Annotated in this window: 28 protein-coding genes and 1 riboswitch; of the genes, 21 read left to right on the top strand and 7 right to left on the bottom strand. The window is 40.7% G+C overall.

Annotation, left to right across the window (positions count from 1 at the left end; genetic code table 11):
• Positions 1 to 16 precede the first annotated feature (16 nt).
• On the top strand, positions 17 to 1,570 hold the full coding sequence (locus BO219_RS05940) for a rhomboid family intramembrane serine protease (protein WP_077428767.1): 1,554 nt from the start codon (positions 17 to 19) through the stop codon (positions 1,568 to 1,570).
• Here BO219_RS05940 and BO219_RS05935 read toward each other — a convergent pair.
• Positions 1,541 to 2,401, bottom strand: coding sequence for a hypothetical protein (locus BO219_RS05935; RefSeq protein ID WP_077428766.1), 861 nt, complete (start codon positions 2,399 to 2,401; stop codon positions 1,541 to 1,543). The genes BO219_RS05940 and BO219_RS05935 overlap by 30 nt on opposite strands.
• 163 nt (positions 2,402 to 2,564) lie before the next feature.
• Here BO219_RS05935 and BO219_RS05930 point away from each other — a divergent pair, with 163 nt between their 5' ends.
• From BO219_RS05930 to BO219_RS05910, 5 genes are all read left to right on the top strand, one after another.
• Complete coding sequence (locus BO219_RS05930; protein WP_226373780.1) at positions 2,565 to 3,968, top strand: spore germination protein; 1,404 nt, start codon at positions 2,565 to 2,567, stop codon at positions 3,966 to 3,968.
• Between the two features lie 109 nt (positions 3,969 to 4,077).
• Complete coding sequence (locus BO219_RS05925; RefSeq protein ID WP_006317940.1) at positions 4,078 to 4,311, top strand: YqgQ family protein; 234 nt, start codon at positions 4,078 to 4,080, stop codon at positions 4,309 to 4,311.
• On the top strand, positions 4,296 to 5,261 hold the full coding sequence (locus tag BO219_RS05920; protein ID WP_077428764.1) for an ROK family glucokinase: 966 nt from the start codon (positions 4,296 to 4,298) through the stop codon (positions 5,259 to 5,261). Before BO219_RS05925 ends, BO219_RS05920 begins: the two co-directional genes overlap by 16 nt.
• A 266-nt stretch (positions 5,262 to 5,527) precedes the next feature.
• Positions 5,528 to 7,390 (top strand): LTA synthase family protein, encoded by a 1,863-nt coding sequence (locus tag BO219_RS05915; RefSeq protein WP_077428763.1) that lies wholly within the window; start codon positions 5,528 to 5,530, stop codon positions 7,388 to 7,390.
• A gap of 83 nt (positions 7,391 to 7,473) precedes the next feature.
• The gene (locus tag BO219_RS05910; protein WP_226373766.1) at positions 7,474 to 8,343 is read left to right on the top strand and encodes a M14 family metallopeptidase; all 870 of its coding nucleotides are present in this window, start codon (positions 7,474 to 7,476) and stop codon (positions 8,341 to 8,343) included.
• Positions 8,344 to 8,369: 26 nt separating this feature from the next.
• Here BO219_RS05910 and BO219_RS05905 read toward each other — a convergent pair whose 3' ends face one another.
• Positions 8,370 to 8,555: a DUF2759 domain-containing protein gene (locus BO219_RS05905; RefSeq protein ID WP_006317944.1), complete on the bottom strand. Its 186-nt coding sequence runs from the start codon at positions 8,553 to 8,555 to the stop codon at positions 8,370 to 8,372.
• Between the two features lie 132 nt (positions 8,556 to 8,687).
• Between BO219_RS05905 and BO219_RS05900 the strand changes: the two genes are divergently transcribed.
• Both BO219_RS05900 and BO219_RS05895 read left to right on the top strand, forming a co-directional pair.
• Positions 8,688 to 9,320: an MBL fold metallo-hydrolase gene (locus BO219_RS05900; RefSeq protein ID WP_077428761.1), complete on the top strand. Its 633-nt coding sequence runs from the start codon at positions 8,688 to 8,690 to the stop codon at positions 9,318 to 9,320.
• Between the two features lie 114 nt (positions 9,321 to 9,434).
• A complete protein-coding gene (locus tag BO219_RS05895; RefSeq protein WP_077428760.1) occupies positions 9,435 to 10,538 on the top strand; it encodes a class I SAM-dependent methyltransferase in 1,104 nt (367 codons plus the stop codon).
• Positions 10,539 to 10,566: 28 nt separating this feature from the next.
• On the opposite strand, the gene BO219_RS05890 is transcribed toward BO219_RS05895, so the two are convergent.
• Positions 10,567 to 10,809, bottom strand: a complete 243-nt coding sequence (locus tag BO219_RS05890) for a DUF2626 domain-containing protein (RefSeq protein WP_004889537.1) — start codon at positions 10,807 to 10,809, stop codon at positions 10,567 to 10,569.
• A gap of 69 nt (positions 10,810 to 10,878) precedes the next feature.
• A complete protein-coding gene (locus BO219_RS05885) occupies positions 10,879 to 11,577 on the bottom strand; it encodes a helix-turn-helix transcriptional regulator (protein WP_077428759.1) in 699 nt (232 codons plus the stop codon).
• Between the two features lie 188 nt (positions 11,578 to 11,765).
• On the opposite strand from BO219_RS05885, the gene BO219_RS05880 reads away from it, so the two are divergent.
• From BO219_RS05880 to BO219_RS05835, 10 genes are all read left to right on the top strand, one after another.
• Positions 11,766 to 12,137 (top strand): Spx/MgsR family RNA polymerase-binding regulatory protein, encoded by a 372-nt coding sequence (locus BO219_RS05880; protein WP_077428758.1) that lies wholly within the window; start codon positions 11,766 to 11,768, stop codon positions 12,135 to 12,137.
• A gap of 108 nt (positions 12,138 to 12,245) precedes the next feature.
• The gene (gene comGA, locus BO219_RS05875; protein WP_077428941.1) at positions 12,246 to 13,316 is read left to right on the top strand and encodes a competence type IV pilus ATPase ComGA; all 1,071 of its coding nucleotides are present in this window, start codon (positions 12,246 to 12,248) and stop codon (positions 13,314 to 13,316) included.
• Positions 13,300 to 14,331: a competence type IV pilus assembly protein ComGB gene (gene comGB, locus BO219_RS05870; RefSeq protein ID WP_077428757.1), complete on the top strand. Its 1,032-nt coding sequence runs from the start codon at positions 13,300 to 13,302 to the stop codon at positions 14,329 to 14,331. The genes comGA and comGB overlap by 17 nt, the downstream gene beginning before the upstream one ends.
• Before the next feature lie 12 nt (positions 14,332 to 14,343).
• The gene (comGC, locus tag BO219_RS05865) at positions 14,344 to 14,640 is read left to right on the top strand and encodes a competence type IV pilus major pilin ComGC (RefSeq protein ID WP_006317959.1); all 297 of its coding nucleotides are present in this window, start codon (positions 14,344 to 14,346) and stop codon (positions 14,638 to 14,640) included.
• On the top strand, positions 14,633 to 15,070 hold the full coding sequence (comGD, locus tag BO219_RS05860) for a competence type IV pilus minor pilin ComGD (RefSeq protein ID WP_077428756.1): 438 nt from the start codon (positions 14,633 to 14,635) through the stop codon (positions 15,068 to 15,070). The genes comGC and comGD overlap by 8 nt, the downstream gene beginning before the upstream one ends.
• The gene (gene comGE, locus BO219_RS05855) at positions 15,054 to 15,362 is read left to right on the top strand and encodes a competence type IV pilus minor pilin ComGE (RefSeq protein WP_077428755.1); all 309 of its coding nucleotides are present in this window, start codon (positions 15,054 to 15,056) and stop codon (positions 15,360 to 15,362) included. Before comGD ends, comGE begins: the two co-directional genes overlap by 17 nt.
• Positions 15,359 to 15,793 carry a competence type IV pilus minor pilin ComGF gene (gene comGF, locus BO219_RS05850; RefSeq protein WP_077428754.1) on the top strand — a complete coding sequence of 145 codons (435 nt, stop codon included), beginning with the start codon at positions 15,359 to 15,361 and terminating at the stop codon, positions 15,791 to 15,793. The genes comGE and comGF overlap by 4 nt, the downstream gene beginning before the upstream one ends.
• Positions 15,753 to 16,169: a competence type IV pilus minor pilin ComGG gene (gene comGG, locus BO219_RS05845; RefSeq protein WP_077428753.1), complete on the top strand. Its 417-nt coding sequence runs from the start codon at positions 15,753 to 15,755 to the stop codon at positions 16,167 to 16,169. Before comGF ends, comGG begins: the two co-directional genes overlap by 41 nt.
• Before the next feature lie 14 nt (positions 16,170 to 16,183).
• Positions 16,184 to 16,690 carry a shikimate kinase gene (locus tag BO219_RS05840; protein ID WP_077428752.1) on the top strand — a complete coding sequence of 169 codons (507 nt, stop codon included), beginning with the start codon at positions 16,184 to 16,186 and terminating at the stop codon, positions 16,688 to 16,690.
• 26 nt (positions 16,691 to 16,716) lie between these two features.
• Positions 16,717 to 16,905, top strand: a complete 189-nt coding sequence (locus BO219_RS05835; protein WP_004889551.1) for a YqzE family protein — start codon at positions 16,717 to 16,719, stop codon at positions 16,903 to 16,905.
• 14 nt (positions 16,906 to 16,919) lie between these two features.
• Here BO219_RS05835 and BO219_RS05830 read toward each other — a convergent pair whose 3' ends face one another.
• Together BO219_RS05830 and BO219_RS05825 are read right to left on the bottom strand one after the other, a co-directional pair.
• Positions 16,920 to 17,690: a YqhG family protein gene (locus BO219_RS05830; protein ID WP_077428751.1), complete on the bottom strand. Its 771-nt coding sequence runs from the start codon at positions 17,688 to 17,690 to the stop codon at positions 16,920 to 16,922.
• Positions 17,677 to 19,320, bottom strand: a complete 1,644-nt coding sequence (locus tag BO219_RS05825) for a DEAD/DEAH box helicase (RefSeq protein WP_077428750.1) — start codon at positions 19,318 to 19,320, stop codon at positions 17,677 to 17,679. The genes BO219_RS05830 and BO219_RS05825 overlap by 14 nt, the downstream gene beginning before the upstream one ends.
• A gap of 187 nt (positions 19,321 to 19,507) precedes the next feature.
• Positions 19,508 to 19,596: riboswitch (glycine riboswitch) on the top strand.
• A gap of 143 nt (positions 19,597 to 19,739) precedes the next feature.
• On the opposite strand from BO219_RS05825, the gene gcvT reads away from it, so the two are divergent.
• The 3 genes from gcvT to gcvPB are packed head-to-tail and all read left to right on the top strand — an operon-like array spanning position 19,740 to position 23,645.
• A complete protein-coding gene (gene gcvT / locus BO219_RS05820) occupies positions 19,740 to 20,834 on the top strand; it encodes a glycine cleavage system aminomethyltransferase GcvT (protein ID WP_077428749.1) in 1,095 nt (364 codons plus the stop codon).
• A gap of 17 nt (positions 20,835 to 20,851) precedes the next feature.
• Positions 20,852 to 22,198, top strand: coding sequence for an aminomethyl-transferring glycine dehydrogenase subunit GcvPA (gcvPA, locus tag BO219_RS05815; protein ID WP_077428748.1), 1,347 nt, complete (start codon positions 20,852 to 20,854; stop codon positions 22,196 to 22,198).
• A complete protein-coding gene (gene gcvPB, locus BO219_RS05810) occupies positions 22,191 to 23,645 on the top strand; it encodes an aminomethyl-transferring glycine dehydrogenase subunit GcvPB (protein WP_077428747.1) in 1,455 nt (484 codons plus the stop codon). Before gcvPA ends, gcvPB begins: the two co-directional genes overlap by 8 nt.
• 33 nt (positions 23,646 to 23,678) lie before the next feature.
• Here gcvPB and BO219_RS05805 read toward each other — a convergent pair whose 3' ends face one another.
• On the bottom strand, positions 23,679 to 24,050 hold the full coding sequence (locus BO219_RS05805) for a rhodanese-like domain-containing protein (protein WP_035019487.1): 372 nt from the start codon (positions 24,048 to 24,050) through the stop codon (positions 23,679 to 23,681).
• Positions 24,051 to 24,079: the final 29 nt, after the last annotated feature.

Raw genomic sequence — 24,079 nt, 5'->3', positions numbered from 1 at the left:
GTGATAAAAGAAGGGTATGATAGCGAAGGGAGAGGGAAGGTTGGGCATTCGCTTTGATTTTGTATATTGGCAAATGATGTTTCAATTGTTACAGATGAACTATGAAATCGTTTATTTGTCACCTGATGAGCGGGAGGTTTGGTTGCAATCTACGAGGGAACGAAAAGCGCCGCTTGTACGCCTTGTTCGCACTGATATGGATTGGGGTGTGTCATTAAAAAATGATATGAATCGCGCGCTAGTCGCTGTTGATGAATGGCGCAAGCGACAATTTCGCCGCCAACTGCAAGTCATCAACGTTTATGTCATGATGTATCCCCCTGTTGACGATTGGGAACTGTATGTTGAGCGACCATTCACGACTGAGCGAGTGCATATGCAAACATATGTGATGCATCTTTACAATATGTATGACGTCTTGCATAAGCTAAGCACGCAGTTCCATCAATCATTAAAAGTGTACGTACCTGATGATTCTCCAATGTTGCAACAAGAATTACAAACGTTTAAACAACACGTGTTATCATTTGCAGAGCGCATGTATGAAAATGAACGGCGCATATTTGAACGTGGAAAAGCGAGATTTACATATGTGTTTATTGCTTTACAAATAGTGATGTTTTTTATTTTAGAATGGAACGGTGGAAGTACAAATACGTTGACGCTCATTCAATACGGCGCAAAGTTTAATCCGCTTATTTTGCAAGGAGAATGGTGGCGCTTTTTCACCCCTATTGTTTTGCATATCGGCTTTTTACACTTGTTCATGAATACGTTTGCGCTATATTATTTAGGCCCACTTGTTGAAAAATTGTACGGCTCGTTTCGTTTTTTATTTATTTATCTTTTCGCTGGTTTTGCAGGTTCGCTTGCTAGTTTTTTATTTTCATCATCCGTATCTGCCGGGGCGTCTGGTGCCATTTTCGGATGTTTTGGGGCTTTGTTATACTTCGGAAAAGCAAAACCGCACATATTTTTTCGAACAATTGGAATGAACGTCATCACTGTCATCGGCATCAATTTAGCGTTCGGTCTCGTCGTTCCTAATATTGATAATGCAGGTCATATTGGCGGTTTAATTGGTGGGTTTTTAGCGGCAAATATCGTTCATTTCCCAAAGGAACGTGTTCGCTTTGGACAATGGTTTGCTGCTTTGTTCACAGCGGTCGTTACGCTCATTTGCTTATATATTGGTTTTCAACGACCGCCAGCAGATCAAGCACAACTTATTCTTGCGTTGTCCAAGCAATATATTGATGAACGAGAATACGGCCAAGCAGAGCAAATGTTAACACTCATTCATGAACAAGATGCTGAAGCATATAAGGCAGATTTTTTGCGTGCCTATATTCACATACAACAAAAAGATTACGATGATGCAAAACAATATTTATATGATGCCATCGAAAAAAACAACCGTTTTCATGAAGCGTATTATTATTTAGCGTTATTATATGCGGAAGAAAAAAACTATGAAAAAGCAAAACAAGCTGCAGAGCGTGCGTTGCAGCTTGAACCAAATAATGAGCAATATCAACGATTATTGCTTGAACTCGAGCAGTTGCTTTAATATGACGAGTTCTCCGTCTGCTGTTTCTGTTACGACAAACAGTTTACTGTAATCCTTTTTGATTAAAATAAGCGGAACGGTGCTACCGATTGGAGATTCAATCGAACCGTTCTGTTTTTTTATGCCTAAAAAATAATTTTTGTACAACCCTTCCCATAAGTTTCCGATCATCGTTTCCGTTTCATTTGTTGTTAAGTCCATAAATGGTTGCTCATTATATTGAACGAGCTCCGGTAAATACAAATGGTAATAATCGTCTGCTGGCAATATATTCCCCATTTGATTAGCGGTTTTATTTACGATCGTTTGCGTTTGTTTATTTAATGTGTTTGCCCATGTTTTTTGTTCGGCTGTCGTTGGTTTACGAAACGATTGAAGTGGTGCGAAGGATGAGTCGACGACGTATAATACATCCCCACTCATTTTTTGACTGCTCCGAATATCATTGTCGCTATGCAATTCTCCTTGGTGATACGAAATGGCTTGAAACAATCGACTTCCTTTTTGTTCGATCTGTTTTTGCTGAATGAGACTTTTTCCATTTTCCTTCCATTTTGTTTGTGTAGCAACAAGCCTTCCGTTAGCAAATAACAACGAAACATCTTGCCGAAGATAAGCAGTTCGATCAAGCGATGAAGTGACGATCCAATCGACGACATAGCGTGTCTCCTTCTTTTTGGGCTGTAGTGATAATTTTGTTTCGGCAGTTGTAAAGTGAACGGTCGGATCGATCGGGAAAAACATAATCGCTTCATGCGCTGGCCGTTCAAACGCTTGTATGATGATGACAAATGACAAAAGAAATATGCATATCGATAATAAACGTTTCATCTTATTCCTCCGGTCAAGCTTACATTTATAAAAAATGTATGTGCATATGACAGGAAATATGTATGAATACATTTACATGTGTCAAAGATGAATGGTAATGAATGTAAGGTAGGTGATTGGAGTGGAACGAGTATCTTCACGTCTTTCAGAAAACGTTTCATATATGAAGGAAAAGCTTGGAGTAGGGAAAAGTTTTGACGTCATTTACTTAGACGTGCATTATGCTGGAAAAGACATGGCGTTATTTATGATTGACGGATTTGTGAAAGATGACATTCTTCATTATTTAATGAAATTATTATCTGAGCTACCAAATGGCACATTAGATGAACAACCGTTAGATAAATTATTAAAAACGCATCTTCCGTATGTAGAGTTGGATCAAACAGATGATTTCGAACGGGTAATTGATGGTGTGTTGGCAGGGCCGACCGCTTTGTTCGTTGATGGAATGGCAAAAGCGATTTTAATTGATGCACGCACATATCCTGTGCGCGGACCTCAAGAGCCAGATATGGAGCGTGTTGTTCGAGGTGCACGCGATGGATATGTGGAAACGATTGTATTTAACACAGCGCTCACAAGACGGCGCGTGCGAGATCGTTCATTACGAATGGAATATATGCAAATTGGTCGCCGTTCAAAAACGGATGTCTGTGTTTGTTATATTGAAGATATTGCGAATTCACACATTGTGGAAGAAGTGAAACAGTCATTAGCCAAAATTGATACAGACGGCTTGCCAATGGGGGAAAAAACGGTAGAAGAATTTATTTCAGGCAGGCACTTCAACCCATATCCTGTCGTTCGTTATACAGAAAGGCCAGATACGGCTGCAGCTCATTTATATGAAGGACATGTTCTCATTTTTGTCGATGGGTCTCCGAGCGTGTTAATTACACCTGCAACATTTTGGCATCATCTGCAGCATGCAGAAGAATATAGAAATAAACCAATTGTTGGTGCATATTTGCGCTTTGTTCGGTTTCTTGCGGTATGGCTATCGATTTTTTTATTACCGCTTTGGTATATGTGGATGAAAACACCAGAGCTCGTGCCACATGCATTATCGTTTGTCGCAAAATCAACGGAAGGGAATATTCCGTTGTTTGGACAAATTTTACTGATCGAATTTGGATTAGATATGTTGCGGATGGCAGCTATTCACACCCCATCTGCCTTAGCGACAGCGCTTGGACTTGTTGCAGCATTGATGATTGGTGGAATTGCGGTTGAGGTTGGCTTATTTTCTAACGAAGTCATTTTATATTTTGCGATGGCGACGATCGGGACGTTTGCGACACCGAGTTATGAGCTAGGACTAGCCAATCGGCTCGTTCGCCTTGTTTTGCTGATCGTTACAGCGTTGTTTGGTGTTATGGGCTACGTTGTTGGTATTACTGCATGGTTAGTTATGCTTGCTCGCATGCAATCGTTTGGCGTCCCATATTTATGGCCGTTTATTCCGTTTTCATATCGCGGGATGCGCGATGTGCTCATCCGTTCCCCAATTCCGTTAAAAAATCGACGACCGACTGTCTTGCATCCGAAAGATCCGGATCGATAAAATGTGAAAAATGTCGCAAAGTCATTGTTCAGTTCTTGACGCCCTTTTGTTTTCTTTATACATTTAGAATATGAAGATTGAAAACGCTTATACACGATAGGTGAAGAAAATGAAATCTGTATATGATGTACAACAATTGCTAAAAAAGTATGGAACGATTATTTACGTCGGTGACCGTCTCGCTGATTTGGAATTGATGGAAGACGAACTGAAAGAATTATTTCAAGCGCAGCTCATTGACGTAAAAGATTATCAAATGGCGCTTCTTATTTTGCGTCATGAAGCACAAATCGAACGAGAAAAAAGAGAAAAAGGGATGAAAGAACAATGGAACAATGGTTAGTTGGCGTAGATTTAGGCGGAACGACAGTCAAATTAGCATTTGTGAACATGTATGGGGAAATCATTTGTAAATGGGAGATTCCAACGGATAAATCCGAACAAGGGAAACATATTACAACACACATTGCAAAAGCGATTGATGAAAAGTTACGTGAATTAGATGAATCAAAAGAACGGTTGATCGGCATTGGCATCGGTGCACCAGGACCTGTTAATATGGCGACAGGAGATATTTATGAAGCAGTAAATTTAGGATGGAAAAACTTCCCTTTGAAAGATCGGTTGGAAATGGAAACAGGTCTTCCTGTCGTTGTTGATAACGATGCGAACATTGCCGCCATCGGAGAAATGTGGAAAGGGGCGGGCGATGGCGCGAAAAATTTAATTCTCGTCACGCTTGGCACAGGTGTTGGTGGCGGTGTGATCGTAAACGGTCAAATCGTGCATGGGACAAACGGTGCTGGTGGGGAAATTGGCCATATCACGTCCATTCCAGAAGGAGGGGCATCTTGTAATTGCGGTAAAACAGGATGTTTAGAGACGATCGCTTCAGCGACAGGTATTGCACGTATCGCGACAGAGCGTTTGCAACGAACCGATGAACCGAGCTCTTTGCGAGACGTATGGAAACAAGTAGGGGCTGTTACGGCGAAAGATGTATTTGATGCCGCGAAAGAGAATGATACGTTAGCGCTACAAATTGTTGATGAAGTGACGTTTCATCTTGGTTTAGCGCTTGCTCATTTAGCCAACGGTTTAAATCCAGAGAAAATTGTCATCGGTGGCGGTGTATCGAAAGCAGGGAGTATGTTAGCGCAAGCGGTTGCTCGTCATTTTAAACGTTTTGCGTTCCCGCGCGTCGCTGAAGCTGCTGACATTGTTATCGCTACCCTTGGAAATGATGCTGGCGTGATCGGCGGAGCATGGTTAGTGAAAACAAATATGATGTAAAAAACAGACGAAACACTCGTCTGTTTTTTTGTCGAAAATTTGTCGGTAAAAAACGTCTTGCATTTTTGTAAGAAAAGGTGTAAAACAGTCATATGTGGACGTGCGACTTGTCTATTATATCGTTTGTAGTTTAAGATAACAGTTGCTTTTTTATTAAGAAAGTATTAATATTGTCTTTGGTTAAGATAAAAAAATGTAAAAAAACGGATGTTCCTCATACAACATAGATATAGACAGATGTGGATGGGTTAAAGGAGGGAAAGCATATGAAAAATTACCGTTTCGTTTTGTTAACGGTATTGCTTTTATGGTTGAAGACGTATTTAGTCTATAAAAATAGTTTTGATATAAAAATTGAGTCATGGAAGCAGGAGTTTATTTTGTTTATTAGCCCGTTAAGCTTCCTGTTATTTATTTTTGGGCTTGCTTTATTTATGAGTGAGAAGCGACGCAATCGCTATGTTGTCATTACAAGCTTCATTATTTCATTTGTTTTGTATGCGAACGTCATGTTTTATCGCTTTTTTAGCGATTTCATTACGATTCCTGTGCTGTTCCAAACGAATAACATGGGTGATTTAGGAAATAGTGTGTTTGAATTGATGAACGTTTCGGATATTTTCTTTTTCCTTGATGTCGCATTGCTGGCTTGGATGGCGTATAAAAAAGTGTCTATTGCGCAATACGTACCAGCGACAAAACGCTTTCGCTGCACTTATTTCCTTGCAACAGTAGCCATTGCTTTATTTAACTTAGGATTAGCGGAGACGGAACGTCCAGAGCTGTTAACGCGCACGTTTGACCGCGAAATGTTAATTAAAAACTTAGGTATATACAACTACCATGTATATGATATTATTTTACAGTCGCGCTCAAAAGCGCAACGTGCATTAGCGGATAGCAGCGAATTGGCGGATATTCAAAACTACGTTAATGCAAATGAAAAAGCGCCGAATAAAGAGTTATTTGGTATTGCCAAAGGCCGTAATGTGATCATTGTTTCGATGGAGTCATTACAAAGCTTCGTTATTAACAATACGGTGAACGGACAAGAAATTACGCCGTTTTTGAATGACTTTATTAAACAAAGTTATTACTTTGATAACTTTTACCATCAAACAGGGCAAGGAAAAACATCAGATGCGGAGTTTATTATTGAAAACTCGTTATATCCTCTTGGACGCGGTGCGGTCTTTTTCACACATGCGACAAACGAGTATAACGCAACGCCAGAAATATTGAAAAACTACGGTTACTATTCAGCTGTATTCCATGCAAATAATAAAAGTTTCTGGAACCGTGATGTGATGTACCAATCGATGAAGTACGATCGTTTCTTCTCGATGACGGACTATAACATTACGGAGGAAAATTCAGTTGGTTGGGGTTTAAAAGACATTCCGTTTTTTGAGCAATCTGTGCAACATTTAAAAACGTTGCCGCAGCCATTTTATACAAAGTTTATTACATTAACGAACCACTTCCCGTTTGAATTAGGGGAAGAGGATAAAATGGTTCCAGAGTACACATCAAATAGCCGGACGTTAAACCGTTATTTCCCGACGGTTCGATATATGGATGAAGCGCTGAAAGTGTTTATTGAGCAGCTGAAAAAAGAAGGATTGTATGAAAATTCTATTATCATCCTTTACGGAGACCATTACGGTATTTCTGAAAATCATAACAAAGCGATGGCTCAATATTTAGGTAAGGATGAAATTACGCCATTTGATCACGTTCAATTGCAACGCGTTCCGTTGATCATCCATATTCCAGGCGTAACAGATAAGCATCCAAAAGTCATTTCAAAAGTATCAGGGCAAATTGATGTGAAACCGACATTGCTTCATTTGCTCGGAATTGATACACGCAACCAAATTCATTTTGGTGAAGATTTATTCTCAAAAGATAAGCTGGACTTCGTCGTTCTTCGTGATGGTAGCTTCGTGACAAAAGATTATGTATATACGAAAAACGCATGCTACGATAAGAAAACAGGGATAGAAGTCGACGCGTCTCATTGCGAACCGTATATGGAAAAAGCACGTCAGGAGCTTGATTACTCCGACAAAATTGTATATGGTGACTTATTGCGTTTCTACAATAAACAACAAGAAAACAAACGATAAGCTAGCTCTTGTGACAGAGCTAGCTTTTTTACATACATATGTACAAATGTACTGTTCATACGATGAAACAAGGGGGGAGAGCGATGTACGATTTTTCAACTTTAATGCATGATCTCGATCAATTGCGGTGTCATTCGTTCGTCCGCACGCAAGAAATTGGGCAAAGTGTGTTAAAAAAACCGATTGTTGAGTTACAAATTGGAGAAGGTGAAACATATGTGCATATGAATGCCTCGTTTCATGCGAACGAGTGGATTACTTCAGCAGTTGTGATGGCGTTTGTTCGTGAATATGTGGAAGCGCTACAGAACAAACAGCATCTTTGTGGCTATGATGTACAACAATTGTATAAAAGAACGACTTTATCCGTTGTTCCGATGGTAAATCCCGATGGAGTGGATCTTGTATTACACGGAAAAAAAGCGGCACAACATTATGAAGATGAAGTAGTACGCATAAATGGGGGAAGTGAAGATTTCTCACAATGGAAAGCAAATATTCGTGGGGTTGATTTAAACAATCAATTTCCTGCGAAATGGGAAGTAGAGAAAGAAAGAAAAATTCCAAAAGCACCTGCACCGCGTGATTTTCCTGGATTTTCTCCGTTAACCGAACCAGAAGCACAAGCGATAGCAACGTTGACAAAAGAACGTGATTTTTTTAAGGTGCTCGCATTTCATACACAAGGAAAAGAAATTTATTGGGGATATGAACGATGTGAGCCACCCGAAGCAGAAGAAGAAGTGAATGAATTTGCGAAATGGAGCGGTTATGTACCTGTTCGGTATATTGATAGCCATGCTGGATATCGCGATTGGTTTATTTTCAATTGGAAGCGATGTGGGTATACGATTGAACTTGGTGAAGGGGTAAATCCGCTCCCGTTTTCCCAGTTTCATTCTATTTACAATGAAAGCATCGGTATTTTTATGACCGCCCTTGCTCGCACGTAAAAAGACGCCACTATATTGGCGTCTTTTTAATGGGCAACTGGATATCCGTGATGAATGACAGTCATAATTGTAAACCAACCGAACACGGCAACTGTTCCTAACCCGAACAATACGCCGAGGAAATTTTTCTCGCGCAACGAACGGATTACGCCGTAAGCGGCAAGCAACGTAACTAATGTAAAGATCACAACCAAAATAACTCCTGTTGGCATAACTTCCCCTCCTTATGTACACCGATTATTCCTTTTTCATTGTAATCGTTTTTGTTACGTTTGTCGAGGTGCAAAACGTATGTTATTCATGTACAATGAGGATAGAATATATACAAAAAGTGAGGGAATGAAATGAAGTGGGAACGAATTCCTTTAGGACCGTTACAAACAAATGCGTATGTGCTTGTTCATGAAAATGGGACATGTTTAATTTTTGATCCCGGCAGCGAAGGAGAAAAACTCATTCATTATATTGAAACGAACGGCTGGACGCCGCTTGCGGTGTTGCTTACACATGCTCATTTTGATCATATTGGAGCGGTTGAAGACGTAAAAAACAAGTGGTCCATTCCTGTGTATGTACATAAAAAAGAACAACATTGGCTAACTGATCCAATGAAAAATGGTTCTTTATTATTTATGGGAGAAGCAATTACTACAAACGATGCTGACGTGTTGCTTGAGGGAGAGAAAACGTTGACGATTGGCGATTTCTCACTTCAAGTGTTCGAAACACCAGGGCATTCGCCGGGTAGTGTGTCATACTATATCGAAGATGCTCAAGCAATCGTATCAGGTGATGTGTTGTTTTCAGGGAGTATTGGTCGGACAGATTTGCCTGAAGGGAGTTACGAACAATTGTTACAAAGTATACATCGTAAGTTGCTTGTTCTTCCTGAAGAAACGATTGTGCTATGTGGACATGGACCAGAAACAACGATTGGAGCGGAAATGGATACAAACCCTTTTTTAAATGGATTTTAGACAAAAAAATTCCCTTCTCTATACAGAGAAGGGGGTTTGGGGGATGTTTTATTTCCTATAATGGGAGGGGATATAGTTAAGCTACTACATTAACAATATAACAAATTTAACACTATGTCAATAGTGAAAAAGGGTGCGAATGAAAAAATGTTAGAAAAAATGAGAAATAAACGTTTATCGTATGCACAATATATGGAATTAACATTGTATGATGAACAGTATGGATATTATATGAGAAGAAAAGAAAAAATTGGGCGCGAAGGGGATTTTATTACGACGAGTAACGTTGGGCATATCATTGGACGTGTATTTGCAGATATGTTTGTTCGCTTGATAGAAACACATCATGTTCCACCACTCATCTGTGAAATCGGTGGGGGGACAGGACGATTTGCTTATGCTGTTTTAGAACAATGGAAACGTCAATCACCTAAAACGTTTTCACAAGGACAATATATAATGATCGAAGCAAGTCCGTACCATCGGGAAAAACAAGCGGAAACGCTCGCTCCGTTTATTGATTACGTTCGTATCATCTCCAGTTTTGCTGAGCTTTCTGATTCTTTTTCTGGTATTGTATTTAGCAATGAGCTATTTGATGCGTTTCCTGTTCATGTCATTGAGAAACGAGAAGGTCACATATACGAGTGCTTTATTGAAGTAGAAAACGATCAGCTTGTTGAGAAATGTGTTCCGCTTGAAAATGAGCAAATTGCTCAATATATCGTTGAACGGAATATTCAGCTCGTTGACGGACAGCGATTTGAAATTCCGTTAGCGATGAAAAAGTTTATTTTTCAGCTCGATCAAGTAATCGATAAAGCAATCATTTTTACAGTAGATTATGGATATACGGATGAGGAATGGAAACACCCAGCGCGAAAACGTGGGAGCTTGCGCGGTTATTATCGTCATCAGCTCATCGACAATGTGCTTCGTTATCCAGGTGAGATGGATCTCACCACACACATTCAATGGGACGCGTTACGATTTTATGGAGAACAAGCAGGGTGGACATTTATTCATTTATGGCGCCAAGATGAATTTTTATTGCAGGCAGGCATTTTAAATCATTTGATTGCCCACCATGATCCAAATCCGTTTTCTGAGCAACAACGTCATAATCGTGCTATTCGCTCGCTAGTCATGAGCGATATCGGCAGGGCGTTTCATGTGATGGTGCAACAAAAAAACGTGAATATTCCTATTTTTACATAAAAAAGCGATGAGGTACACTCATCGCTTTTTATTCGCCCATACCAGGAACCATCATAAAGGTTGTCCAGTACGTAAATCCGGCAAAAAAGACCGTTAAGTACGCACCGAAAATGTAAATGTACATTCTTTCTGTTAATTTTAAGTAGCTTAACAAAAGAAAGAATCCTGTTTGGCCGAGGAACAATAATGATGTTGTATGCATATGGCCAAGATAGAACATGACAGCAAAAATTCCTGTCCAAAATGACAAGACGCGGAACATACGATCCATATGTATCCCTCCTTTTCTGACCGTTTCCCTTACTTATTATAATGTACTCGAAATGGTTGTGTAAACGTTCTATTTTTTTAGAATGGCTTGATACGTACACGAATTACAGCCTGATGGCATAATTTCTTCAGTCACAAGTTCAGCGTTTGTAAATAATACTTCTAACATTCCTTTTAAAAAGGCGTTATGCATATAACATACAGAATCTGGATGTGCAAATGCGAGTTCTTTAAACGGGCAGTTGAAAATTTCAAAGTAAATTTTCCCTTGATTTTCACTGTAATGGAATGTCGGATAAAATCCAGCGGCTTCCGCTGCTTTTTGTAAAATGTCCATTTTTTCTTCCACACTTAACTGTTCAAGTGCTTGCATCGATTGGACGTGTTGTTGTACAAGTTCTTGACCAAATAACTTTCCTGTTTCATACAACGCTTGTTTTCCTGCTTCTCCAAGTTTCATCATCGCATGGATTGCAATTTTTGATAACAGCTGGTAGTCACGAAACGGAAAATGGAGCTGAATCACATCGTCAGATAGACGGTATAATCGACTCGGTCTGCCACCTTTTCCTGTTTTTTTTGTTTCCGATACAAGCATATTTACATCTTCTAGCTTTGTTAAATGAAGACGCGCGACGTTTGGGTGAATATGAAAAGCGTCAGCAATTTCTTGAACGGTTACTTCTTGATGTTTTCTAGCGATATACTGATAAATTTCATAACGAGTCGGATCAGCAAGGACGCTTGTAATTTTCAGTACTTGGTCCATTATGTCTCACTCCTATATGTTCATTCATTTACATTATAATACATGTATTTCCACAATGGAAATGCATATATAGGTCTTTTTCCCTATCTTTTTGTAACGTTCACAAAGTTTTAAAACAAATTTATATACAAATATTAAACAAATGTTATACAATATGTATAACTAAGTGGAGAGAGGAGTGTGTTGCTATGCTGACTGTATATATGCATCCGAGTTGTACATCGTGTCGAAAAACAAAAAAGTGGTTATGTGCAAACAATATTGCCTTTCATGAGCGCCATTTATTTCGTGAAACACCGACACGTGAGGAGCTATTGCACTTGTTATCATTAACGACGGAAGGGATCGATGAAATTTTAGCTACGCGTAGTCAGTCATTTAAACAACTTGGCGAAAACGTGGAGGATTGGCCTTTATCAAAAGTTGTTGAGTTGCTTGTAAAAGAACCTCGTCTTCTTCGTCGTCCGATCGTCACAGGTGGTAAACGGCTTGTTGTCGGCTATAACCCGTCAGCATTAAAAAACATTGCGAAAAAATATCGTCGTGTTTGTGTCTCATAACGTTCACCCTATGGGTGAATATTTTTTTTGAATTTTTTGCGAATGAAGCAGGAATTTGACGAAAGATGTTGAATAATCAAGGCGAAAAATAAAGAAAGGGGGATGGCATTGCAAACAATCGAGCAATTGGCGGATCGACTTATTGAGGATGCGTATATTCTTCAAGCTTCTGACATTCATATCGTTCCGCGTAAGCAAGATGCACTTGTTCAGTTTCGATTAGGGGGTATGCTCGTTACAAAAAGTGTGTTATCAAAACAGACGTGTGAACGTTTGCTTGCTCATTTCAAGTTTCTCGCTGATATGGATATTGGTGAACGTCGCCGCCCGCAAAGCGGAGCAATGGAAATGAACGTTGCCCACACAACTGTCCATCTTCGTTTATCGACATTGCCTACGATTTATGATGAAAGCTTAGTTATCCGTCTGCTTCCGCTACACTCATTTCTTCCGCTCAAACAACTCGCGCTATTTCCTTCGACCGCAAAAAAGTTGCTCGCGCTATTAAACTATTCCCATGGGCTGATGATTTTCACAGGACCAACAGGATCCGGAAAGACAACAACGTTATACAGTTTGTTAAACGTATGTCGCCATCATTTTCAACGAAATGTCATTACGTTAGAAGATCCGGTTGAAAAGCGGGCGGAAGATGTGTTGCAAGTACAAGTAAACGAAAAAGCTGGCATTACGTATGCTGCAGGGTTAAAAGCGATTTTGCGACACGATCCAGATGTGATTATGGTAGGAGAAATTCGTGATGCCGAAACGGCACGAATAGCTGTACGCGCAGCGCTTACGGGACATCTTGTGCTAACAACGATGCATACGAAGGATGCGGTTGGAGCGATTTATCGTCTTCTTGAGTTTGGTGTACCATTTCAAGAAATGGCGCAAACGTTAGTCGCTGTGACAGCCCAACGTCTTGTGCAATTGAAATGTCCGTTTTGTGAAGCGGAGTGCTCACCTTTTTGCCGACAGTATCGACCTGTTCGTCGAGTCGGTGTTTATGAATTATTATACGGAAGTGAACTGGCACAAGCGATGCGGGCAGCGAAAGGGGAGCAAGCGACATACGTGTATACTCGGTTAAAAGATGTGATTAAAAAAGGCATTGCGCTCGGTTTTTTACACGAGCATGTCATTGAAAGTTGGTTGTTAGATGAAGCGACGTCGTAATTGGTCGTTACAAGAGCAAAGTTCGTTTTTCATCCAACTTGGAAAATTGCTCAGTAAAGGGTATTCGCTTGCTCAGGCGATTGAGTTTTTACAAATTCAGCAACCTGTAGTAAAACAAAAAGATTTAGATGATTGCATGCAAGCATTGCGAGCCGGTGTACCGATTCATGAAACTTTTTCACGCATGCAATTTCATTCTCATCTTTTAGGATATATATTTTTCGCTGAACAACACGGCCAACTTGCTCACGGGTTTATTGAAGCGGGGGAAATCGGACAAATGCGGGCACATTACGTTGAGCAAGTGAAGCGTATGTTACGCTACCCATTGTTTCTTTTTAGTTTTTGTATCGCCATGTTTTTCATATTTCAACAAGTGTTAGCTCCGCAGTTTTCTCATCTTCTTTCTTCATTTCATGCTCGTTCTGCTTTTTCTACGTTCATTTTTTCTGTTGCGGTATGGCTTCCTCGCATTTTTTCTATTGCGCTCATCGTGTTCATTTTCTTCGTATTGTTTTACTTTTTTGTCGTTCGTTCATGGCCTATTTATAGACAAATGAATCTATTTATGAACATCCCAATTGTTCGCTCGTGGATCGTTTCTTTTCATACGCAAGTATTTTCATTGCAATTAAGCCATTTGTTGAAAGGGGGACTATCGATTTATGAGGCGATCCAAATTTTTGAGCATCAATCTCACCTTCCATTGCTGAGAGAGGAAGCGAAATTGATGAAACAACAGCTATGCGCAGGTGAAAAATTAGATGAAATCATCGAACAGCGGAAATATTACGAGAAGGAACTACCTTTCGTCATTCGTCACGGTCAGTCGAATGGAGAATTAGTTCAAGAATTATTGCATTATAGTCAGTTTTCATTGCAAAAACTTGAAACCCGGTTGAAAAAATCTGTATATCTCATCCAACCCTTGTTGCTTAGTTTTATTGGTATTTTCGTTATTCTCATGTATATGGCGATGCTATGGCCCGTTTTTCAATTGTTAAATCACATATAATGGGGGATGTATATGCGAAATGAGAAAGGGTTTACATTAATTGAAATGTTAATTGTGCTTATGGTTATCACAATTTTAATTTTAATTACGATCCCAAATGTGACAAAACATAACAGCATGATTAACAACAAAGGGTGTTCGGCTTTTATAAAAATGGTTCAATCCCAAGTGAAAGCATACGAAATGGAGCACGGTACAATCCCGACTGTGCAACAATTAGTAGATGGAAAATATATTGAGAGCAACCGTTGCCCAAATGGAAAAGAGATTGTTATTACAAATGAAGGAGACGTTTTAGAAGGTGAATGAACGAGGGTTTACGCTCGTCGAAATGTTGATCGTTCTTTTTATTGTCACAACGATCATGGTTTTTACCGTTCCACCGCTTCAACAAACGTTAGCTGAGCGGCAGTTACAATATTTTTTAGAACAGTTTAGTAACGATATGTTATACGCTCAACAATATGCCATCAGCCGAAAAAAGACGGTAGCGATTATGTTTTATTTCGATACATGTCGCTATCAAGTGAAAGAAGGTGGGACGTTTGGGAAGGAATTAATCGCTCGTTCCTTCCCTTCCCCTTTTCAATTTCAAATGGCTACACTATCTCCACCGTTGTTTTATTATCCAAATGGCAATATCAATAAGGCGGGAACATTGCTTGTTGCGTATGGAAGCAAAAAATATAAAATCGTTTTTCAATTAGGGAAAGGGCGATTGTATGTACAAAAATTGTAACGGTTTTACATTTTTTGAACTGCTTATTTCGCTTAGTGTGTGGAGCGGGGTAATCGTTATGATCATCGCTCATTGGACAATCATTATGATAGAGCGAGAAAACAAAAAAGCGGAAACGATCGCCAATCAAATTTTATATGAGGTGATGATGAACGAGCAGATTGGAAACGAAACGGTCGTGGTGCGAGGTACACATACATTTTCACTGTTTATGCGTTCAAATGAGCAATGTGTGCGCTGGGAAGATAGGTTGAAACGAACAAAAGAAAGATGTGAGTCGTTAGGACAATGATTCAAAAAGAGAAAGGATTCACATTAATCGAAATACTCATGTCTCTTACCGTTTTGTTCATCATTTTATCTTTATTGACACCCGCATTTCATCTAGCAGTAAACTATACAGCGAAACGCGGAAACTTTCACTATTTTGAATGGCTTGTTTTTATTCAACAAGCAAAAATGGAACTAAGGGAATCGAAAGATGTTCGTATATACGGAACGACGATTCAATTCGATAAATGGACAGGGGAGCGCGTAACGTATGAAAAGTACGGAACGATCATTCGTCGACGTGTGAATGATACCGGTCATGAAATTATGCTTCAGTTTATTCAACAAATATCATATGAAAAAGAGGGAGCAGGCATCCGTATTCGTGTATTGACAGACAAGGGGGATGCATATGAAGCGTTCATTCCATCTTTTCGTTCGCTTGAAACATGAACGGGGAGTTGTTTTTCCCTTTACCGTCATGTGTGCGTTATTCATGAGCGCTCTTTTTTTGCATGCTGTTGCATTGTATCATACAGAAATACAATTTTTTGAAGAAGAAAAGAAATGGTACGAAGCAGATTACTTAATGAAACAAGCGCTTATTTATGTGAAACAAACGCTTGCCAGTACACCAGAAAACGTGTCATTATTAACCCAAACGGTTTCATTTGTTCATGGGCAAGCAACATATCGTGCAACACGTATTGAGCCTGATGTATGGTCTGTAACTGTATCGTGCATAACGAATGTACAATTTCGTTACGACGCCCAATTTCAATTCAATGCTTCAACAAACAACATATCAGTGTGGCGAGAAGTATACTAGAAGGGAGAGGGAACATGAAAGCGATTTATTTAACAGGATTTATGGGAGCAGGAAAGACGACAGTTGGTAGACGTTTAGGAGAAGTATTGCAATTGCCTGTGATCGACACAGATGCATATATTGAACAGCAAGTCGGAAAAACGATTACAAAGATTTTCGCAGAAGAGGGGGAAGAGACGTTTCGAGCGTATGAACGAGACGCATTAAAGAAGCTTCCAAAGGAACATGTGATTATTACAACAGGTGGCGGGATTGTCATTCAAGAAGAAAATCGTCAATTTATGCGCGAGCATGGAATCGTCATTTATTTGCATTGTGAGCTACATGAATTGTTTCGGCGTTTAGCTGATGATGAGACCCGACCGTTACTGATGGGAAATAAACAAAAGCAAATGAAACAGCTATTTGAACATCGTCTTCCGTTTTATCAAGAAGCGCATATGACCATTGATACAACAAATCGCACAATAGATGACATCGTAGAAAACATCGTCTCCTTGCTTAAAACACCTCGTTTTTGACGATACTAGCATCGAGGTGATGAACGATGGCAGGAAACGATTATGTGAAATTTATGACCGAACAAGTCGTAAAATATTTAGACCAACCGAGAGACGAACGAAAAAAACAAAGACAACAAAAAAAGGAGTTTAAAAAACAACAAAAGCAACCGTTTTTATATCGCTGGTTCGGCGTCATTCCGTATGCTGTTATCCTTTTATTCAAGCGAAAATAAGGCTTATGTCAGCCTTATTTCGCTTGCAAATAAAATAATCCGCCATTGATAATGGATATGTGAATTCTCGGTTCGTACCTTTGTCGCAATGCTTCTTTTTCTTTTTCATATTCTTCTCGTTTTTCCTCTACGCCTTCGTAAAAATGTTGCAATAATGCTAGTTCTTCTTTCCAGCGTGCTCGCGCTTCATCCGCCCAATGATGTGTTTCAGAGGAGATGAGACGCTCCACAAAAGCTTCAAGCCGGGCAAGTCCGCTCAGCGGTTTAATAAGTGGAGAAATGGTAAAACAGTAATCAGGGACTGTTGCCGCCCACTGTTTTTCTTTTAACACGTCGTAAAATGATTCAATAATCGTTCCACTAATGAGATGAATACCTAACGATAATAAACGATCTTGTTTTCGATCACACTCATAAGAGAGCAATATGTTTGTATGAAGCCACGGATGAAGCGCAACAGAACGTTCACATACTTGTTCATAAAGGCGAACGAATCGACCGTTCATTTTGGCGATTGAAAAAATTTGGTGAAGCCGCGGTGAACCGAAATGAATATATTCCCCTTCTTTTGTAGCTGATTGTCTCGTCATAAGCGATAATTGCAGTGGTTCACCTATGGCTCCGATGCGTTCAACATAATGCCAATAAAAAGGACGATTCATTAATTGTTTATCCATATCGACGGTAAGTTGAACGCGTATGTGGTCATCACTACGTTCTAAAATTGGGCAATGGGTAGCGGTAAAAAAACGTTCGAGAAAAGATTGAATGTCATGTTGCTGCATGGACACTATCCCCCATGTTCGTAAAAATTTCTACAAAATTTTGCATTTTAATTTTTAGTTCCCCTTCACTTTTGGACTGGGCGATTATACGTTCTAAATGATTTGAAAATGTAGGAGATTGTAATTTCATTAAAATATCATCTAACTCACCAACGACTCGTTCAAATAGTTGAATTTTTTCGTACAATAACGTAAACATATGTTCTTCGACCGTATTGCGCACGACAAAATTATAAATGTGGACATCTTTCGTTTGTCCGAGACGGTGGACGCGCCCGATTCGTTGTTCAAGACGCATTGGGTTCCATGGTAAGTCGTAGTTGATGACATGATTACAAAATTGTAAGTTAATTCCTTCTCCTCCTGCTTCAGTCGCGATTAACACTTGCGCGCGATGTTGAAACAACTCTTTCATCCAATCTTTTTTACTTCGTTTAAATCCACCGCGAAACGGCACAGAAGAGATGCCATGTTGTTTAAAAAACCATTGCAAGTACAACTGTGTGGCGCGGTATTCTGTAAATACAATAACTTTATCGTTTATTGTTTGAATGAGTTCTAACGCTTTTTTCGCTTTTGCGTGGTCGGTGATGTCGTTCATTGTTTGCAACAATGCCCCGATTGTCGTTTCAAGATGCGGTTTTTGTTCAAGCATGTTCTTTAGCGTGCAAAAAAGCGCTTCTTTGCTGCTACATATTTCACGCAACAATGTCATATGTGACAGCGATGTATCTGAAAAATGAGTCTTCAACTGTTGAATCGTTTCATATACATTTCGCTCCGCTTCCGAGAAATCAATAAAAAACGTTTCAACGTGCCGTTTTGTCCACTCAATACCTGTATCATGGCGACGATGACGAATCATTACTTTGCGAATGAGCTCTTTTAAATGGGCATCATCGTGTAATGTCCGCAATTTTCCATACTTTTTTTGAAATTGTTCGGCATTTCCTAAATGTCCTGGTTTCAGTAGAGAGACAAGATGAAAAATTTCCTCTACACGATTTTGAATCGGTGTTGCTGTCAATAGCAAACAAAACTTTTTTTTCAGTCCTTGAACAAATTCATAGTTTTTTGTTTTATTGTTTTTTAACTTATGTGCTTCGTCAATAATGACCATATCGTACGTTTGTCCATAAATGATGTCTCGGTGTGGTTGTTTTTTTGCCGTATCAATGGATGAAACAACAATGTCACATTGTTCCCATACGTAACTTTTCCTTTGGGCAACAGCAGGAATAAAAAATTTCTCGTTCAATTCTTGCACCCATTGTGACACGAGAGAGGCTGGAACGAGAATAAGTGCCTTCTGCACAAGTCCACGAATCATATACTCTTTTAAAATCAATCCTGCTTCAATCGTTTTCCCGAGTCCAACTTCATCAGCTAAGATGGCTTTTCCGTTCATTTGTTCAACGACTTGACGGGCAACGTCGTATTGATGGGGTAAAATGGTGACATGTGGTAAATGATTTGGCGCTTGTAGCCCATCAAATTGAGGGATAGCTAACGATTTCGTTGCTTCAAGCGCCAACTCATATAATTCCCAATTTGACCACGGGCCGTCACGTTCAATACGTTTGGCAAATTCATCTTTCCAGCTTCTCTCCCAATGCATGGTGATGTTCATCAAGCATCCCTCATTTTCCGAACATTTTTGTTTAAAACTAAATAAACTTACGTATTTTATTTATAAAAAGGTATTGCGACAAATGAGAAGTTATAAGATAATAAAAAACGTAAGAAAGTTTGTAAAATTGTTTCATTGGTGTGTTTACACGTAGTGTGGCACAAAAACGACAATTGTATACGGGCGGATGAGAACAAGGGGAGAGACTACAGCACGTAGCGCCGAAGGAGCAAGTGGCAACACGAATCTCTCAGGCAAAAGAACTCTTGTTTGACGCAGCTCTGGAGAGCGTTCACAAACGTGAACCACCCACGAGGACACCTAATTACTCTTAGGGAAACTTTCAGGTGAAAGGACAGAGACTACCATATGACAATATGGGGGTCGTCTGTCTTTTTTTATGAACAAGGAGGGAGCATATGTTACAAAGAACACCGCTATTTCCTCTGTATGCAGAGTATGGCGCAAAAACGATTGATTTTGGTGGCTGGGAGTTGCCTGTGCAATTTTCTAGCATTAAAGAAGAACATGAAGCTGTACGAACGCGTGCAGGGTTATTTGATGTGTCCCATATGGGCGAGTTTGAAGTGAAAGGAAAAGATAGTCTTGCTTTTTTACAAAAAATGATGACAAACGACGTTGCGAAGTTAACGGACGGTCGCGCCCAATACACGTTGATGTGTTATGAAGATGGGGGAACCGTTGATGATTTACTTGTTTATAAAAAAGCGGACGATCATTATCTTCTTGTCGTAAACGCTGCCAATATTGAGAAAGATTTTGCTTGGCTTTCTGAGCATGTTGTTGGGGATGTCGAACTTGTCAATATTTCAAACGATATTGCACAACTTGCGCTACAAGGCCCACTTGCAGAAAAAGTATTACAGCAATTGACGACGGTCGATTTATCTACGATGAAGTTTTTCGCTTTTGCAGATCATGTTGATGTTGCAGGAGTTCAAACGCTTGTGTCCCGAACAGGATATACAGGAGAAGACGGATTTGAGCTATATTGTCGAGCAGAAGATGCCCCAACGCTTTGGCGCACCATTTTAGAAGCAGGAAAAGAAGAAGGGGTACTTCCATGCGGGCTCGGTGCACGCGACACGCTTCGTTTTGAAGCATGCTTGCCGCTATATGGACAAGAACTGGCCAAAGATATTACCCCAATCGAAGCAGGGCTTGGATTTGCAGTAAAAACGAATAAAGATGTCGACTTTTTCGGAAAAGAAATATTGAAGAAGCAAAAAGAAGAAGGAGCGCCACGGAGACTTGTCGGAATCGAAATGATTGACAAAGGCATTGCGCGTCACGGATATGCGGTGTATGTCAACAATGAGCAAATTGGCTTCGTCACGACCGGAACACAATCGCCAACGCTTAAAAAAAATATCGGACTAGCGCTTATTTCTACTGCGTTTTCGTCACTTGGTACGGAAGTGGAAGTAGACGTTCGTGGGAAGCGGTTAAAAGCAAGAGTGGTGGCAACACCGTTTTACAAGCGTACAAAATAATGTGAGGAGAGAGAGTTATGCTTCATCGTTATTTGCCGATGACAGAAGAAGATAAGCAGCAAATGTTACAAACGATCGGGGTACAGTCCATTGATGAATTGTTTTCTGACATCCCGGAAAGCGTCCGTTTTCAAGGAGAGTACAACATTAAGCCGGCAAAATCAGAACCGGAGTTAATGAAAGAATTAATGGCATTAGCGGCAAAAAATGCGGATATGAAGACACACACGTCGTTTTTAGGGGCAGGGGTGTACGATCATTACATTCCGACGATTGTGGATCACGTCATTTCACGTTCCGAGTTTTATACGGCATATACACCGTATCAACCAGAAATTTCGCAAGGGGAATTGCAAGCCATTTTCGAGTTTCAAACGATGATTTGCGAGCTAACAGGCATGGATGTGGCAAATTCATCGATGTACGACGGTGGAACAGCGCTAGCAGAAGCAGCGTTATTAAGCGCGGCGCATACGAAAAAGAAAAAAGTGTTGTTATCAAGCGCGGTGCATCCAGAATACCGCGACGTCGTGAAAACGTATGCGAAAGGTCCTGGGCTAGAGGTAGTAGAAATACCGTACAAAAACGGTGTAACGGATATTGACGCCCTTCAAACAGAAATGAACGAAGATGTGGCATGTGTCATTGTACAATATCCGAACTTTTTCGGACAAATCGAACCGCTAAAAGAGATCGAGCCAATCGCTCATGCGCATAAAGGAATGTTCGTTGTCGCCAGCAATCCGCTTGCATTAGGGGTATTAACGCCGCCAGGCCAATTCGGGGCGGACATCGTCGTTGGCGATGCGCAGCCGTTTGGTATTCCAACGCAATTTGGTGGCCCGCATTGCGGCTATTTTGCGGTGAAATCAGCGCTCATGCGCAAAATTCCGGGACGTCTTGTCGGACAAACGACAGACGAAGAAGGTCGCCGAGGTTTCGTCTTGACATTACAAGCGCGCGAGCAACACATTCGCCGCGACAAAGCAACATCGAATATTTGCTCGAACCAAGCGTTAAACGCGCTTGCAGCGTCGGTGGCGATGACTGCGCTTGGTAAAAACGGGGTAAAAGAAATGGCAACGATGAATATTCAAAAAGCACACTATGCAAAAGAGGCGTTTGTTAATCATGGATTTGATGTCGTATTTACAGGACCGTTTTTCAACGAGTTTGTCATCCGCATGAACAAACCGATAGCAGAAGTAAATAAAAAGCTATTGGAAAAAGGAATCATTGGTGGCTATGATCTCGGGCGTGATTATCCAGAACTACAAAATTGTATGTTAATTGCAGTGACGGAACTACGCACGAAAGAAGAAATCGACACGCTTGTAAAAGAATTGGGGGATTGTCATGCATAAAGACCAACCGCTTATTTTTGAATTAAGTAAGCCAGGGCGAATTGGGTATAGCTTACCGAAGCTAGACGTGCCAGCCATCGATGTTGCGCAAGTCATTCCAACCGATTACATTCGTCAAGAAGCACCCGAGCTTCCAGAAGTGTCGGAGCTTGATATTATGCGTCATTATACAGCGTTGTCCAAGCGCAATCATGGGGTCGATTCCGGCTTTTATCCGCTTGGATCTTGTACGATGAAATACAATCCGAAAATAAACGAAAATGTTGCTCGCTTCGCTGGATTTGCTCACATCCATCCGCTTCAGCCGGAAGAAACGGTGCAAGGAGCGCTTGAATTAATGTATGACTTACAAGAGCATTTAAAAGAAATTACTGGAATGGACGCGGTAACGCTACAGCCAGCTGCAGGTGCGCATGGGGAATGGACAGGACTCATGATGATTCGCGCTTATCACGAAGCAAACGGCGACTATCACCGAACGAAAGTCATCGTTCCCGATACGGCGCACGGAACAAATCCTGCATCGGCGACGGTTGCCGGCTTTGAAACGGTGACGGTGAAATCGACCGAAGAAGGGCTTGTTGACTTAGACGATTTACGCCGCGTTGTCGGTCCAGATACCGCAGCGTTAATGCTCACCAATCCGAATACGCTCGGTCTTTTTGAAGAAAATATTTTAGAAATGGCAGAAATTGTGCATGCTGCAGGCGGAAAGCTGTATTATGACGGGGCTAACTTGAATGCGGTGTTAAGCAAAGCACGCCCTGGCGATATGGGCTTTGACGTTGTGCATTTAAACCTTCATAAAACGTTTACCGGTCCACACGGTGGCGGTGGCCCTGGCTCAGGTCCTGTCGGCGTGAAGGCGGATCTCATTCCGTTTTTACCGAAGCCAACGGTGGAAAAGGGAGAAAACGGCTACTATTTCGACTACGATAGACCACAAGCGATCGGGCGTGTGAAGCCGTTTTATGGCAACTTTGGCATTAACGTTCGTGCGTATACGTATATTCGTTCGATGGGGCCAGATGGCTTAAAAGCAGTGACAGAATATGCGGTATTAAACGCCAACTATATGATGCGCCGATTGGCTGAGTATTACGACTTGCCATACAACCGTCATTGCAAACACGAATTTGTTTTGTCAGGAAAGCGACAAAAGAAATTAGGGGTACGTACGCTTGATATTGCGAAACGTCTCCTTGATTTCGGCTACCATCCACCGACAATTTATTTCCCGCTCATCGTCGAAGAGTGCATGATGATCGAGCCGACCGAAACTGAGTCAAAAGAGACGCTTGATGCATTTATTGATGCGATGATTCAAATCGCAAAAGAAGCGGAAGAAACGCCAGAAATCGTCCAAGAAGCGCCACATACAACGGTCGTCAAACGTTTAGATGAAACGACGGCTGCTCGCAAACCAATTTTGCGTTACCAGAAGTAAAACAAAAGGTGCCAGGCGTGTAGGCTTGGCACCTTATTTTTTCTTTACTTTTCCTGTCCACATTTTAAATCCGCCTTTTAAATGGTATAAATCCCGATAGCCGTTGCGATACAACATTTGTGCCGCGCGACTGCTACGTATTCCGCTTTGGCAATATAAGTAAATTGGTTGATCTTTACGCAATTCTTTCATGCGTAAACGTAATTGAGAAAGCGGAATGTTACGAGCTCCTAAAATATGACCTGCCGCGTATTCATCGGGTTCGCGAACATCGATGAGTTGTGCTTTTCGATAGCCTGCGCGAAACTCTTCTTCCGTCAACGTTTGAACGATTCGCTTTTGGTAAAAGTATGTAATGACCGCGTACACAATAATTGCTCCGAGAATAATAAGAGCGATTGTCATGATGCCCCTCCTTTTTTTCATCGTTGCCA

It is taken from the genome of Anoxybacillus kestanbolensis, from assembly GCF_001996285.1.
GTDB classification, from domain to species: Bacteria; Bacillota; Bacilli; order Bacillales; family Anoxybacillaceae; genus Anoxybacillus; species Anoxybacillus kestanbolensis_A.
The sequence above is the reverse complement of the archived record's forward strand: the minus strand, read 5'-3'. Positions and strand labels throughout refer to the sequence as shown.

What these genes read in the sequence shown, in the direction of transcription:
- BO219_RS05940 (WP_077428767.1), top strand. Translation starts at nt 17, where the DNA reads ATGATAGCGAAGGGAGAGGGAAGGTTGGGCATTCGCTTTGATTTTGTA.
- BO219_RS05935 (WP_077428766.1), bottom strand. Translation starts at nt 2,401, where the DNA reads ATGAAACGTTTATTATCGATATGCATATTTCTTTTGTCATTTGTCATC.
- BO219_RS05930 (WP_226373780.1), top strand. Translation starts at nt 2,565, where the DNA reads ATGAAGGAAAAGCTTGGAGTAGGGAAAAGTTTTGACGTCATTTACTTA.
- BO219_RS05925 (WP_006317940.1), top strand. Translation starts at nt 4,078, where the DNA reads ATGAAATCTGTATATGATGTACAACAATTGCTAAAAAAGTATGGAACG.
- BO219_RS05920 (WP_077428764.1), top strand. Translation starts at nt 4,296, where the DNA reads ATGGAACAATGGTTAGTTGGCGTAGATTTAGGCGGAACGACAGTCAAA.
- BO219_RS05915 (WP_077428763.1), top strand. Translation starts at nt 5,528, where the DNA reads ATGAAAAATTACCGTTTCGTTTTGTTAACGGTATTGCTTTTATGGTTG.
- BO219_RS05910 (WP_226373766.1), top strand. Translation starts at nt 7,474, where the DNA reads ATGTACGATTTTTCAACTTTAATGCATGATCTCGATCAATTGCGGTGT.
- BO219_RS05905 (WP_006317944.1), bottom strand. Translation starts at nt 8,555, where the DNA reads ATGCCAACAGGAGTTATTTTGGTTGTGATCTTTACATTAGTTACGTTG.
- BO219_RS05900 (WP_077428761.1), top strand. Translation starts at nt 8,688, where the DNA reads ATGAAGTGGGAACGAATTCCTTTAGGACCGTTACAAACAAATGCGTAT.
- BO219_RS05895 (WP_077428760.1), top strand. Translation starts at nt 9,435, where the DNA reads ATGTCAATAGTGAAAAAGGGTGCGAATGAAAAAATGTTAGAAAAAATG.
- BO219_RS05890 (WP_004889537.1), bottom strand. Translation starts at nt 10,809, where the DNA reads ATGGATCGTATGTTCCGCGTCTTGTCATTTTGGACAGGAATTTTTGCT.
- BO219_RS05885 (WP_077428759.1), bottom strand. Translation starts at nt 11,577, where the DNA reads ATGGACCAAGTACTGAAAATTACAAGCGTCCTTGCTGATCCGACTCGT.
- BO219_RS05880 (WP_077428758.1), top strand. Translation starts at nt 11,766, where the DNA reads ATGCTGACTGTATATATGCATCCGAGTTGTACATCGTGTCGAAAAACA.
- comGB (WP_077428757.1), top strand. Translation starts at nt 13,300, where the DNA reads ATGAAGCGACGTCGTAATTGGTCGTTACAAGAGCAAAGTTCGTTTTTC.
- comGC (WP_006317959.1), top strand. Translation starts at nt 14,344, where the DNA reads ATGCGAAATGAGAAAGGGTTTACATTAATTGAAATGTTAATTGTGCTT.
- comGE (WP_077428755.1), top strand. Translation starts at nt 15,054, where the DNA reads ATGTACAAAAATTGTAACGGTTTTACATTTTTTGAACTGCTTATTTCG.
- comGF (WP_077428754.1), top strand. Translation starts at nt 15,359, where the DNA reads ATGATTCAAAAAGAGAAAGGATTCACATTAATCGAAATACTCATGTCT.
- comGG (WP_077428753.1), top strand. Translation starts at nt 15,753, where the DNA reads ATGAAGCGTTCATTCCATCTTTTCGTTCGCTTGAAACATGAACGGGGA.
- BO219_RS05840 (WP_077428752.1), top strand. Translation starts at nt 16,184, where the DNA reads ATGAAAGCGATTTATTTAACAGGATTTATGGGAGCAGGAAAGACGACA.
- BO219_RS05835 (WP_004889551.1), top strand. Translation starts at nt 16,717, where the DNA reads ATGGCAGGAAACGATTATGTGAAATTTATGACCGAACAAGTCGTAAAA.
- BO219_RS05830 (WP_077428751.1), bottom strand. Translation starts at nt 17,690, where the DNA reads ATGCAGCAACATGACATTCAATCTTTTCTCGAACGTTTTTTTACCGCT.
- BO219_RS05825 (WP_077428750.1), bottom strand. Translation starts at nt 19,320, where the DNA reads ATGAACATCACCATGCATTGGGAGAGAAGCTGGAAAGATGAATTTGCC.
- gcvT (WP_077428749.1), top strand. Translation starts at nt 19,740, where the DNA reads ATGTTACAAAGAACACCGCTATTTCCTCTGTATGCAGAGTATGGCGCA.
- gcvPA (WP_077428748.1), top strand. Translation starts at nt 20,852, where the DNA reads ATGCTTCATCGTTATTTGCCGATGACAGAAGAAGATAAGCAGCAAATG.
- gcvPB (WP_077428747.1), top strand. Translation starts at nt 22,191, where the DNA reads ATGCATAAAGACCAACCGCTTATTTTTGAATTAAGTAAGCCAGGGCGA.
- BO219_RS05805 (WP_035019487.1), bottom strand. Translation starts at nt 24,050, where the DNA reads ATGACAATCGCTCTTATTATTCTCGGAGCAATTATTGTGTACGCGGTC.